This is a genomic window from Micromonospora pallida (assembly GCF_900090325.1).
Taxonomy (GTDB): domain Bacteria; phylum Actinomycetota; class Actinomycetes; order Mycobacteriales; family Micromonosporaceae; genus Micromonospora; species Micromonospora pallida.
Genome location: NZ_FMHW01000002.1, coordinates 2814257 through 2828153, shown reverse-complemented (window position 1 = coordinate 2828153; position 13897 = coordinate 2814257). Strand labels below are relative to the sequence as shown.

The 13897-nt window shown below is 74.2% G+C and carries 4 protein-coding genes; all 4 read left to right on the top strand.

The features are described 5' to 3' along the window. Window positions 1-86: 86 nt before the first annotated feature. The gene (locus GA0074692_RS11395) at window positions 87-3080 is read left to right on the top strand and encodes a condensation domain-containing protein (RefSeq protein ID WP_176738404.1); all 2994 of its coding nucleotides are present in this window, start codon (window positions 87-89) and stop codon (window positions 3078-3080) included. Window positions 3081-3160: 80 nt separating this feature from the next. Further along, window positions 3161-3373 (top strand): MbtH family protein, encoded by a 213-nt coding sequence (locus tag GA0074692_RS11390; RefSeq protein ID WP_091643048.1) that lies wholly within the window; start codon window positions 3161-3163, stop codon window positions 3371-3373. Next, window positions 3366-6098, top strand: a complete 2733-nt coding sequence (locus tag GA0074692_RS11385) for an amino acid adenylation domain-containing protein (protein WP_091643044.1) — start codon at window positions 3366-3368, stop codon at window positions 6096-6098. The genes GA0074692_RS11390 and GA0074692_RS11385 overlap by 8 nt, the downstream gene beginning before the upstream one ends. Then, window positions 6059-13813 (top strand): non-ribosomal peptide synthetase, encoded by a 7755-nt coding sequence (locus GA0074692_RS11380; protein ID WP_091643040.1) that lies wholly within the window; start codon window positions 6059-6061, stop codon window positions 13811-13813. Before GA0074692_RS11385 ends, GA0074692_RS11380 begins: the two co-directional genes overlap by 40 nt. Window positions 13814-13897: the final 84 nt, after the last annotated feature.

Sequence of the window (13897 nt, the reverse complement as noted above, 5' to 3'; positions counted from 1 at the left end):
AGCAGGCATAACCGCCGGTGAACCCCGCGCGCCTACCGTTTCGGCGTCGACGCCCGCACCTGGTGCTGCGGCGAGAGGAGGTCCCCGTGGCGACTCAGGAAGCACCGCTCTCCTTCGCCCAGGAGTCCCTGTGGCTCACCGAGGAGATCGTGCCCGGACTCACGCAGTACCAGATGGTGGTGGTCTTCGAGATCGGCGGCCCGCTCGACCGGGGCCGGCTGGAACGTTCCGTCGCGGCGACGGTCCGGCGGCACGAGCTGCTGCGGTCGCGCTTCACCCGCGTCGACGGGCACCCCCGGATCACGGTCGGCGAGGTCGAGGGAGACGTCCTCGGCTTCGTCGACCTGTCCACGGTGCCGGCGGGGCCGGCGGCGGACGGGGCCGTCGGGGCGGTGGTCGGCCGCTGGTACCGGCAGCCGATCGACCTCCACTCACCCCCGCTGCTGCGTGGCGAGGTCGTTCGCCTCGAACCCGAACGCCACCTGCTGATCCTCGCCACCCACCACATCGTCGGCGACGAACAGTCCATCGGCATCGTGCAACACGAACTCTTCACCTGCTACGAGGCGTTCGCCGCCGGCACCGAGCCGGAGCTGCCCGAGCTGCCCGTCCAGTACGCCGACTGGACGACCTGGCAGCGGGAGCAACGGGAACCCGAACTCGACGACGGCCTGACGTACTGGGCCAAACGTCTCGCGGACCTGCCCACCGTGCCGCTGCCCGTCGACCACCCCCGGCCGGCGGTACGCACCTTCACCTGCGCCTGGGCCGACGTGGACCTGGACCCCGGGGCCGTCGACGGGCTCCAGCAGTTGGCCCGCGACCGGGGAACCTCCCTGTTCAGCGTGCTGCTCGCCGCCTTCGACCTGCTGCTTGCCCGGTGGACGGGGGCATCCGAGGTGGTGGTGGGCACGCCGGTCGCCGGGCGACCCGAGCCGGAACTGGAGAACCTGGTCGGGTTCTTCGTCAACAGCGTCGTCCTGCGGACGCGATGCCATCCCGACGAACCGTTCCTGGACCTCCTCGACCGGGTCAAGCGGGACCTCGCCGAGGATCTGGCCTACGACCACGTGCCCTTCCACCGGGTGGTCGAACGGATCAACCCCCCACGGGGCCGACACGCCCACCCGCTGTACCAGACCGCCTTCCACATCGTCGTGCCCGAGGGCGGGGACTCCGGCACGCTGGCCGACCTCACCGTTCTCGACCGCTCCGACGAGTTCCTCCGGGCCAGCGGCGTGACCTCCGAGTTCGAGCTGGTCGTCCAGGCCATCGTGGCGAAGGACCGGCCCCGCGTGCAGCTCCAGTACGCCGTGGAGCTGTTCGCGCCGGCGACGATGGCCGAACTCGCCGACCAGTTCGGCCGGCTGGTCACCGCGATCGCCAGCGATCCGACGATCGCACCGCCGCTGCCCGGGTTCCGCGCCCGGCCGACACCGAGCGCTCCGGCGGTCCGTGCCGCACCACCGGCCGACGCGGGGGGCACCGTGGCCGGTCCGGTCGCCGTCGCCCCGGCCGAGGTGCTGACCATCGTGGCCGAGGAGCTGAACCTGCCGCGCGTCGACGCGGACGACGACTTCTTCGCCCTCGGCGGCAGCTCGCTCACCGGGTCCCGGGTGGTGCAGCGGCTCCGCGACGAGCACGGCCTCGCGGTGACCCTGATCGACCTGTTCGACGCGGAGACCATCGGTGACCTGGTCACGGCCTGCGGCATCCCGGCCGGGACGTCCGACCAGCCGGGCGAGGCCGCACCGGAGCCGACCGGATCCCGGTCGCCGACCCCCTACGCGAACGCCCGGCTGTGTGCGCTCAACGAGCTGGCCGGAGCGGGCGCCGGGGTCTACCACACCTCGATCGCGATGCGGCTCACCGGCGAGGTGGACGTGCCCGCCCTGCGGGCGGCGATGGCCGACCTCGCCCGGCGCCACGAACCGCTACGTACGACCTTCGAGCGCCGCGACGGCGTGACCGAGGCGGTGGTGCGGGACGCCGCCACCTCCGAGCCCGACTTCGCGGTCGAACGGGTGGCCGCCGAGCGGCGGGACGAGGCGATGACCCGGACCGCCGCCGAGCCGTTCGACCTGCGCCGCGAGCCGCCGTGGCGGGTGCGCCTGTTCGAGTCGGACGGCGAGCGCGTCCTGCTGATCGTCCTGCACCGGGTGGCCGCCGACGCGTGGTCCACGCGACCGCTCTTGGCCGACCTGATATCCGCGTACACCGCCCGGGTCCGGGGCGGACCGCCGGACTGGGCGCCGCTGCCGCTGACGTACTCCGCCTTCGTCGCGCGCCACCCGGAGCGGTGCGTGGCCGGGCCGGCCGGGCACGCGGCGCAGTTGGAGCACTGGCGGACGGCGCTCGCCGGCCTGCCGGCCGGTGCCGGCCTGCGCACCGACCGGCGGCTGCCGCCCCGACCGGCGTACCGGTCCGACCGGGTGGTGTTCGACGTGCCGGCCGAGGCGTACGCCGGGCTGACCGGCGTCGCCCGCCGCTACCGGGCGAACCTGTTCATGGTGTTGCAGGCCGCGGTCGCGGCGCTGCTCACCGCCCACGGGGCCGGGACCGACGTAGCCATGGGCTGCGCCGTCGCCGGCCGGGGTGACCGCAGCGTCGACGAACTGGTGGGCTCCTTCGCCAACACGCTGGTGCTGCGCGTCGACACCAGCGGGGACCCGTCCTTCAACGACCTGGTGGGCCGGGTACGACACGTCGCCCTGGCGGCGTTCGCCAACCAGGACGTGCCGTTCGCGCGCCTGGTCGAGGAGATCGCACCGCCTGCCGGGGCGCGGGAGCAGTCGCTGTACCAGGTGTCGATGAGCCTGTGCACCGAGCCGGTGGTCCCGACCGATCTGGACATGCCCGGCCTGCGCGCCGAGCTGGTCGAGTCCGGCCCCGGTCTGGTGGCCCAGGAACTGGCCTTCGAGTTCACCGAGCTGACGTCGGCGGACTCCGGGCAACTGTGGGGCGTGCTCGAGTACGCGACCGAGCTGTTCGACCGGACGACGGCACAGGGCCTGGTCGACCGGCTGGTGACGATGCTGGGCGAGTACGGCGCGGACCCGTCGAGGCCCGTCCACGGGTGAGCCGACCGGCGGGCGTGTCCGGCTCGAAACCCCCATCCGGAGACGTAGGAAACCGGAGACGTAGGAAAGAGGTGGAGTGCATGTCGAACCCGTTCGACGACGACGAGGGCGTGTTCCTCGTGCTGCGCAACGACGAACTGCAGTACTCGCTCTGGCCCCAGCAGATCGCCGTACCCGGTGGTTGGGCGGTCGTCTTCGGCCCCGACTCCCGGCGGGCCTGCCTGGATCACGTCGAGAAGCACTGGGTGGACCTGCGTCCGCGCAGCCTGATCGAGGCCACCGAGGGTGTCTGAACCGCGCGCCCACCGATCTGCCGGTGGCACCCTCGCCGAGCTGGTCCGCCACCAGATCCGGTCGACCCCCGACGCCCCGGCCGTGGTCGCCGGTGACGTCGAGCTGACCTACGCCGAACTGGGCCGACGGGTCGCCGTCCTGTCCGCCCGGCTCCGCGCCCTGGGCGCCGGCCGGGGCCGCACCGTGGCGGTGGCGCTGCCACACGGCGCCGCGCAGGTCACCGTCCTGCTGGCGCTGGTCGAGACGGGTGCCACCTACCTGCCGCTGGACGTCACCCACCCCGCCGAGCGGATCCGGCACATGCTCGACGACGCCGCCCCGCACTGCGTCGTCGCCGGGGACGACGTCGCGCCCGTCCTGGACGCGGCGCGGCTGGACCCCTCGGTGCGCCGGGTACGCCTCGAGGACCTGACAGCCGAGAACGAGACACGCGCCGAGGACGGGGCACCCGCCGAGCACGAGACACCAGCCGAGGAGGGGGCACCTACCAGGGAGGGGACACCCGCCGAGGGCAGGACGCCGACCGTGGCCGTCACGCCGGGAGCGGGGGCGGCCGTCCCGTCGGACATCGCCTACCTCATCTACACCTCGGGCTCCACCGGCCGTCCCAAGGGCGTGGCCGTCTCCCATGCCAGCCTGGTCAGCAACCTGCGGTGGGTCCAGCGCCGCTACGACCTGCGACCGGGCGACCGGATGCTGCAGAAGACGCCGCTCGGCTTTGACGTGTCGGTGTGGGAGCTGTGCTGGCCGCTGGTCACCGGGGCCACGCTCGTGGTCGCCGAACCGGCGATCCACCAGGACCCCGTCGCCCTGGCGGAGCTGATGACGCGGCAGCGGGTCACGGTCGCGCACTTCGTCCCGTCGATGCTCGCCGTCTTCCTGGACAGCGCGTCCCTGTCGGGCTGTGCCACCCTGCGGATGGTCGTGCTGAGTGGGGAGGCGGTGCCCGCCCGGCTGTGCCGGAGCTTCTTCGACGCCTGCGACGCCACGCTGCACAACCTGTACGGGCCGACCGAGGGCACGATCCACGTGACCTCGTGGGACATCCCCCGCCCGCTGCCCACCGACACGGTCCCGATCGGCCGGCCGGTCGACCACACCCGGCTGTACGTGCTCGACGACCTGCTGCGCCCGGTCCCGACAGGGGAGAGCGGGGACCTATACCTCGGTGGCGCGCAGGTCGCGCTGGGCTATCTGAACAACCTCACGTTGACCGCCGAACGCTTCGTGGCCTGTCCGTTCGGGCCGCCGGGGGAGCGGATGTACCGCACCGGCGACCTGGCGCGGTGGAATCCCGACGGCGACCTGGAGTACCTCGGCCGCTCCGACTCGCAGGTGAAGGTCAACGGGGTGCGCATCGAGATCGCCGAGGTGGAGACGGCGCTGGAACGGCATCCGGCGGTACGTCAGGCCGCGGTGGTGCCGACCCGCGCCGACAACGGCGACCAGCGACTGTCCGCCCTGGTCACCCTGGACACCGCCGGCGCACCCGGGGCCGATCGGCTGCTGCGCCTGACGGAGCTTCCCGAGGCGTCCCGGCCGACCATCGTGGAGGTCGCCGCCGGACTGCCGGTCTGCGTGCCCGACGGCACCGACCCGCACGCCAGTTTCCGGGAGGTGTTCGACGACGAGGTCTACACGCGGGGCGTCGTGCTCCCGGAGAATGCCTGGGTACTGGACGTCGGGGCGAACGTCGGGCTGTTCACGCTCCTCGTCGGGACCCGGACCCCCGGTGCCCGGATCGTCGCCGCCGAACCGGTGCCGGAACGCTTCGACGCGCTGCGCCGCAACGTGAACCTGTACGGACTCGACGCAGTGCTGCTGCCGTACCGGCTCGGTGCCAGTCCCGGTGAGCTGGCCGAACCCTTCCCGGTGTCGGTGCGGACGATCTCGCAGGTCCTCGACGAGGAGGGCGTCGACCGGCTGGCGCTGCTCAGGATCGGCGTCGAGGCGGGCGAGGACGTGCTCGCCGGCATCGAGGACCGCCACTGGCCGGAAATCGACCGGATCAGTCTGCGGGCGCCCGGGACCGGCCGGCGGCGCGTCGAGGCGTTGCTCGCCGAACGCGGCTTCACCGTCCGGTCGTGGCGCTCGCCCGAGGGTGGCCCGACCTACCTGCACGCCACGCGGGGCGAGGGCCTCCCGCCGGCCGGGGACCGGGACGTCGACGTCGCGTCCCGGCCGACGCTGGTGTCCCTGCCGTCGTTGCTGGAGGAGATCCGCGCCGAGGCGGCCACCGTGCTGCCGTCCGCCATGCTCCCGGCCACCATCACCGCCGTGTCGCGGCTGCCGCTGACCGCGAACGGGAAGCTGGACCGGGCGCGGATCAGGAGCCTGGACCCGGTCGCGGTGCCGGGGTCCGGACGGCGGGCGACGACGGAACTCGAGCGGACCCTGTGCGACCTGATCGGGCAGGCGGTCGGCGTGCCGACGGTCGGCGCGGACGACAACCTCTTCCGGCTCGGCGCGACGTCGCTCAGCGCGGTCCGGCTCACCGGCGCGATCAGCAAGCGGTTCGGGGTGCCGTTCCGGCTGCGGATGGTGGTGGCGAGCCCGACGGCGGCCGGGCTCGCCCGGCAGGTGACGGAGCTGCTCGACACCGAGGGCACGGAGCTGCCCGGCACCGAGGGCGCGGACGCCCCGGCGGCGAATCCTTCCGGTACGGACCGAGGGAGCGGGAACTCGTGGAGATCTGGGAGCAGGTCCGCGCCGGCGTCGCGGTGACGGACGATCAGCCGACGCGGTCGGCCGTCACCCTGCCGGCGCTGTTCGAGGCGCAGGCACGACGTACCCCGGACGCGGTCGCGGTGGTCTGCGGTGCCGAGGCCCTGACCTACGCCGAACTGGACGCCCGCGCGAACCAACTGGCCCGTTGGCTGGTGGCGCGGGGCACGACGGTCGGGCAGGTGGTCGCGGTCGCCCTGCCCCGTACCCCCGATCTGGTCGTGGCGGTGCTGGGTGTGCTCAAGGCCGGTGGGGCGATGCTCTCCGTCGACCTTGGCTATCCGGCCGCCCGGATCGACTTCCTGCTGCGGGACGCGGCTCCCGCGCTGGTGCTCACCGACGCGGCCGGCGCCGGACGACTGCCCGAGGGGACGCCAACCCGCGTGGTGGTGCTGGACCAGACGGTCCGGGCGGAGGTCGGGCGCGGTCCGACGGCGGACCTCGGCGACCGTGGCCGCAGCCGTACCCTGCACGAGTTCGACCTGGCCTATGTCGTCTACACCTCCGGCTCGACCGGCCGCCCGAAGGCGGTCCACAACGTCCACCACGGGATTCCCCATCTCGTCGCGCAGCACCGGCGGTCGTTGCGGGTCGGGCCGGGCAGCCGGGTGTTGCAGTTCGCCTCGCCCAGCTTCGACGCGTTCGTCTCCGAGTTCTGCACCGCCCTGCTGACCGGCGCGGCCCTGGTGCTCTCCGGCCGGGCGGAGGCGGTCACCGGCGGGCAGCTCACCCGGTTGCTGTCCGACGGACGGGTCACCCACGCCATCCTGCCGCCGGCCCTGGTCGACACCCTGCCCGACGACGGGCTGCCGGCCGGAATGTGCCTGGTCGTGGCGGGTGAGACCTGCCCCGGGAGCCTGGTTCGGCGGTTCGCTGCCAACGGCCCGATGTTCAACGCCTACGGACCGTCCGAGTCGACCGTCTGCGCCACCATCAGCGAACGGCTCCCAGCCAGCGGCGACACCGATCCGCCGATCGGCCGGGCCCTCTCCGGCACCACGCTGCACGTGCTCGACGCGGACCTCGCCCCGGTCGGCGCGGGCCAGGCCGGCGAGCTGTACCTGACGGGCGCCGGCCTGGCCCGGGGCTACGGCAACCGGCCGGCACTGACCGCGGAGCGCTTCGTGGCGTGCCCGTTCGGCCCGCCCGGCGCCCGGATGTACCGCACCGGAGACCTGGTCCGTCGGACCCCCACCGGGGAGCTCGAGTTCCTGGGACGCGCCGACGACCAGGTGAAGGTGCGCGGCTTCCGCGTCGAGCCCGCCGAGGTGGAGGCGGTGCTCGCCACCCACCCGGCGGTCGAGCGGGCGGTCGTCGTAGCCCGCCCGGACCAGACCGGCGGCGCCCAGCTCGCGGCGTACGTGGTGACCACCGGCGACCACACCGTGGCCGGCTGGTCGGCCCTCTACGACGAGCTGTACGAGGTGGCGCAGCCGCCACCGCTGGGCACGGACTTCCGGGGCTGGAACAGCAGCTACGACGGCGAACCGATCCCGCTGCCCGAGATGACCGCCTGGCGGGCGGCGGCCGTCGAACGGATCCGGCAGCTCGCCCCCCGGCGGGTGCTGGAGGTGGGCGCCGGCAGCGGGCTCATCCTGGCCGAGGTGGCCCCGGACTGCGAGCAGTACTGGGCGACGGACCTGTCCGCGCGGGCAATCCACCGGTTACGCACGCAGGTCGCCGCCGACCCACGGCTGTCGTCCCGGGTCGTCCTGCGGGCGCAGGCCGCCGACGACGCCACCGGCATCCCCCCGGGACGGTTCGACACGGTGGTCGTCAACTCCGTGGTCCAGTACTTCCCCGACCTCGCCTACCTCGAACGGGTGCTCGAACTGGCGCTGGACGCCCTGGCCCCGGGCGGTCACCTGTTCCTCGGCGACGTGCGCAACCACCGGCTGCTAGATGCCTTCCACGCTGGCGTCCTGCTCGCCCGGACCGGCGACGAGCGGCCAGGCGGCGGACGGGAGCCGAGCCACGCACCCGGATCGGACCTGGCCGCCGCCGTCCGTGCTGCCGCCGAGGACGAGCACGAACTGTTGGTCGACCCGGCGTACTTCGCCGACTTCCGGGCCCGCCGGCCCCAGGTCGACCTGGTCTGTACGCGGGTGAAGGCGGAGCGCCACCCCAACGAGCTGACCCGGTACCGGTACGACGTGGTGCTGCGCCGACGCGGCACCCCCGGCGCGGCCGACCCGGCGCCCCGCGTGCTGACCTGGGGCCGGCAGATCCGCTCCGAACGCGACCTGGTGACGCTGTTGGCGACCCACGCCGTTCCCGCCGCGGACCGACCGGCCGCCGCACCCACCGCGGAGCCGCTGCGGCTCGTCGGGATACCGAACCGGCGGGTGGCCGGCGACCTGGCGGCGCTGCGCGCCATCCGGGCCGGGGCGCGCCTCGACGCGGCCCGTGCGGCCGGCGAACGGGCGACGGCCGACCAGCCCCCGGATCCCGCCCTGCTGTACGAGCTGGGTCACCACCACGGGTACGACGTCGCGGTCCGCTGGTCCGACCCCGACCCCGACCCCGACTCCGCCCCCGCCCCCGACGCCGACTCCGATCCCGACTCCGCCGACGGCGGCACGGTCGACGCCGTGTTCGTGCCCCGCACCGGCGGCACCGGGCTCGTCGACACCGAGCGGCACGCTGGGCCCGTCGACCCCGAAGGGCGCAGCGGGCTTGTCGACACCGAACGGCCTGGCCGGGCCGCGCCGGGGACACCGACGGCGTACGCCAACCGGCCCCGCCGGGCGACGCACGCCGGCGGCCTCGCCGCGGAGCTGCGCCGGCTCGCCGCGACGACCCTGCCGGGCTTCATGGTGCCCGGCACCGTGACGGTCCTCGACCGGCTGCCGCTGACCCCGAACGGCAAGATCGACCGGCGGGCGCTGCCCGCACCGGACCGCCCGGCCGGCGGTGACCCGCGCGGGGGCCGTCCACCCGCCTCGCCGGTCGAGGAGATCCTCTGCGGCCTGTTCGGGCAGCTCCTCGGGGTCGACGACGTCGGGCCCGACGACGACTTCTTCGCCTGCGGGGGACACTCCCTGCTGGCCGTGCGGCTCTCCGGACGGATCAGGTCGAGCCTCGGCGTGGAGCTGGACATCCACACGCTGTTCGCCCATCCGACCCCGGCGTCGCTGGCGACCGCCCTCGCCGGGATGCGGGCCGACCCGGCACCACTGCGCCGGTACCCACAGCGGCCGGAGCACCTGCCGCTGTCGTACGCGCAGCAGCGGATGTGGTTCACCGACCAGTTCCGCGGACCGAACCTGGCGTACAACGTGCCGTACGTGGCACGCCTGTCCGGGCCGCTCGACCACGCGGCCCTGCGCTCGGCCTTCGGTGACCTGGTGGCCCGGCACGAGACCTTGCGCACCGTCTTCCCGGCCGTGGACGGTGTGCCCCACCAGCAAATTCTCGCCGCGCCCGAGGCCACCCCGGCGCTGCCGGTCGTCGAGGTCGCGGCGGCCGACGTGACCGTCGCCGTCGACCGGCTGGTCGGGCACACCTTCGACCTCGCCCGGGAGCAGCCGCTGCGGCCCACCCTGCTCCGGACGGGCCCCGACGAGCACGTCCTGGTCCTGCTGATGCACCACATCGCCACCGACGGCTGGTCGGTGGCGGTCCTGCTGCGTGACCTGGCCACGGCGTACGACGCGCGCCGCGCCGGCCGCGCGCCGGCCTGGTCCGCGCTGCCGGTCCAGTACGCGGACCACACGCTGCGGCAACGTGACCTGTTCGAGCCCCCGGACGGGCCGGATCCGGTGCTCGCCGGCCGGCTCGAGCAGTGGGTGTCGGAGCTGGCCGGGCTGCCGGAGCAGTTGCCGCTGCCGTTCGACCACGGCCGGCCACCGGCGGCCGGCGCGCGGGGCGGGAGCCGGGACTTCCGCATCGGGGCCGAGCTGCACCGGGCGCTGACCAGCCTCGCCCGGGAACACCAGGCCACCCTCTTCATGGTGCTGCACGCCGCCGTGACCGCGCTGCTCACCCGGCTCGGCGCCGGGACCGACATCCCGGTCGGCACCCCGGTCGCCGGTCGGGACGACGAGTCGCTCGACGACCTGGTCGGCTTCTTCGTCAACACCCTCGTCCTGCGGGTGGACACGTCCGGCGAGCCGAGCTTCGGGCAACTGCTGGACCGGGTCCGGGCGGTCGACCTCGCCGCGTTCGCGCGGCAGGACGTGCCGTTCGACCGGCTGGTCGAGGCGGTCAACCCGGCCCGCTCGCCGGCCCGGCACCCGTTGTTCCAGGTGATGATCGCCCTGGACAACAACCCGCCGCCGGTGCTGGCCCTCGGGGGCGTACGCGTGTCGACCTGGCGGATTCCGCCGACCGAGTCGAAGTTCGACCTGTCGCTCGAACTGGTCGAGGAACGCGACGAGCACGGCCGCCCCGCCGGAATCGGCGGCGTCTGGCAGTACTCGGCCGACCTGTTCGAACCGGCCACCGTCGAGGCGTTGGCCGACCGACTCCTGCTGGTGCTCGACCAGGCTGTGGACGCGCCGGACCGGCCGACGGGGGAGTGGGAGATTCTGCTCCCCGCCGAGCACGACCGGATTCTCGGACCCTGGCGCGGCGGCGGTCGGGGCGTCCCACCGGCCACCCTGCCGGATCTGGTCGAGGCACAGGTGGCCCGGACACCCGACGCGGTGGCCGTCGAGTCCGACGGGGTGCGCTGGTCGTACGCGCAGCTCGACGCCCGCGCGAACCGGCTGGCGGGACTGCTGCGGGCGCACGGCGTTGGCCCCGAGACACCGGTGGCGGTGCTGCTGGACCGGTCGGTCGAACTGGTGGTGGCGCTGCTGGCGGTGCTGAAGGCCGGGGGCGTCCACGTGCCGATCGACCCCGGCTATCCCGCCGCGCGGATCCGCCACATGCTCCGCGAGGCGGGCGCGCCGCTGGTCCTGACCGGCCGGCGGACGCCGCCGCGCCTCGACCCGGACGACCCCCGGCCGACGCTCGTGGTCGACGAGTCAGGCCCGGCACCGGACGACCCCGGTCCGGCCCCGCGCGCGGCGCTGCTGCCGGCCCACCCCGCCTACCTGATCCACACCTCGGGCTCCACCGGACGACCCAAGGGGGTGCTGGTCACCCACGCCGGCCTGCCCGGGTTCGTGGCGGCCCTGGTGGACCGGTTCCGGGTGACCGCCGACGCCCGGGTCCTCCTGGCCGCCTCGCCCAGCTTCGACGCCTCCGTCCTCGAGTTCTGTCTGGCGCTCGCCACCGGGGCGACCCTCGTCGTCCCACCCGCCGGCAAACTGGCCGGCGAGGCGCTGGCCTCGGTGCTGCGCGACCAGCGGATCACCCACACCCTGACCACGCCGAGCGCGCTGGCCACCCTCGACACCGAGGACCTGCCCGACCTGCGGACCCTCGTCGTCGGCAGCGAGTCCTGCAACGGCGAACTGGTGGCCCGGTGGTCGTCGGGTCGCCATATGGTCAACGCCTACGGCCCCACCGAGGCGACGGTCGTCGCCACGTGCAGCGACCGCCTGCGCGGCAGCCGGACCCCACCGATCGGCCGGCCCTTCGGCGACACCCGGGTCCACCTGCTCGACGGCCGGCTCAGGCCGGTGCCGGTCGGCGTGGTGGGGGAGCTGTACCTGGCCGGCCCCGCCCTGGCCCGTGGGTACGCCGGCCAGGCCGCGACCACGGCCGAACGCTTCGTGGCCTGCCCGTACGGCACCGGCGAGCGGATGTACCGGACCGGCGACCTGGTCCGGTGGACGCCGCAGGGCGAGATTGAGTTCGTCGGCCGGGCGGACGGCCAGGTCAAGGTCCGAGGGCACCGCCTGGAACTCGCCGAGGTGGAGGGCACCTTGCTGGCCGATCCCGGGGTCGCACAGGCAGCGGCCACCGTGCTGCCGTCGGACGGACCGGCCAGCGCCCGGCTCGTCGCGTACGTCGTCCCGGCCGACGGGTCGGTCCCCGCCGACCCCGGCGCGGAGTCGGCCCGGCTGCGCCGGCTCGTCGCCGGGGTGCTGCCCGACTACATGGTGCCGGCGGCGGTGGTGCCCCTCGCGGCGCTGCCGACGACACCCAGCGGCAAGGTCGACCGCGCGGCGCTGCCCGCCGTGGACTTCGCGTCGCTGATGTCCGGCCGCCGCGCGCGCACCGCCCGGGAGGAGGCGCTACAGGGTCTCTTCGCCCGGGTGCTGGGCTTGCCGAGCGTCGCCGTCGACGCCGGGTTCTTCGACCACGGTGGTCACTCGCTGCTCGCCGCGCGGCTCGTCAGCCTGGTACGCAAGGAGTTGGGCGCGCCGATCCGACTGCGGGACCTGTTCGAGGCCCCGACGGTGGAGGGCCTGGCGGTCCGACTGGACGCGGTCGGCGCCCCGGCGGACCCGCAGCCCGTGGCACTGCCGGAGTCCTGGACGGTTTCCGACGCCCAGCGTCGACTCTGGTTGCTCGACCAGTTCGAGGGCCCGAACGCGTTCTACAACATCCCCCTGCTGTTCGAACTGGACGGTGCGGTCCGGTGGGACGCCCTGCGGTCCGCCTTCGCCGACGTGATCGCCCGGCACGAACCCCTGCACACCGTGCTGCACGAGGAGGACGGCGAGCCGCTGCCGGTCCGCGCGCCGGACGCCGGGCTGGTCGACCGCCTCACCTGCGAACCGGTGCCGACGGCGGACCTGGACGCCCGCGTCGCCCGGCTGCGCGGCTACCAGTTCGACCTCGCCACCGAAGCCCCGATCAGGGGCTGGCTGCTCCGCCACGGCGAACGGCAGAGCGTCCTGCTCGTCGTGGTGCACCACATCGCGTTCGACGGCGCGTCGGTCCGGCCGTTCCTGCGGGACCTGGCCCTGGCGTACCGCGGCCGGTGTGCCGGTGGCCCGCCGACCTGGCCGCCGCTGCCGGTCCGGTACGGCGACCACGCCGCGTGGCAGCGCGCGACCCTCGGGGCGACGGCGGACCCCACCAGTCTGGTCGGCCGGCAGGTGGCGTACTGGCGGTCCCACCTCGCCGGCCTGCCCGCCGAGCTTCCGCTCCCCTTCGACCGGCCCCGGCCGGAGCAGCCGAGCCGCCGGGCGGCGGAGGAGCGGTTCATTCTCGACGTGCCCACCGTCGCCGGACTTCGGCAGGCGGCGCAGGCCCATGGGGCGACCCTGTTCATGGCGATGCACACCGCCCTGGCGATGATGCTGCACCAGAGCGGAGCCGGGCACGACATCGTGGTGGGGACGGTGGTGGCGGGCCGGTCCGCCCCGGCGCTCGACGATCTCGTGGGCTTCTTCGTCAACACCGTCGTCCTGCGGACCGACCTCTCCGGGGAACCGACGTTCCGGCACCTGCTGACCCGGGTGCGGGACGTCGACCTCCGGGCGTTCGATCACCAGGACGTCCCGTTCGAGGTGCTGGTCGACGTGCTCAGACCGGAACCGGCGCCGGGCCGGAACCCCCTGTTCCAGGTCGCGCTGGTCTTCGACCACCGCGACGAGACCGGTCTGGACCTGCCGGGAGTGACCGCGACATCCCGCCCACCGGAGCAGGACGTCGCGAAGTTCGACCTGACCGTCGTGGCGACGGTGGCCGGCGACGGCACGTTGTCGGTCGGCATCGCGTACGCGACCGACCTGTTCGACCGGTCCACGGTCGCGACGATGTGCCGCCGGCTGGAAACCGTGCTCCGGACGGCCGCAGCCGTCCCGGCAGCACCCGTCCCGGCCACGGCCGACCCAGCGACACCCGTCCCCGGGGACGACCGGTTCGCGTAACCGGTGCCGAACCGTCCGGACGTACGGTGCGCTCGTAGCCTCTCGTGACTCGTCGCCCGACCTGTCGGCGATCGAAGAAATCGA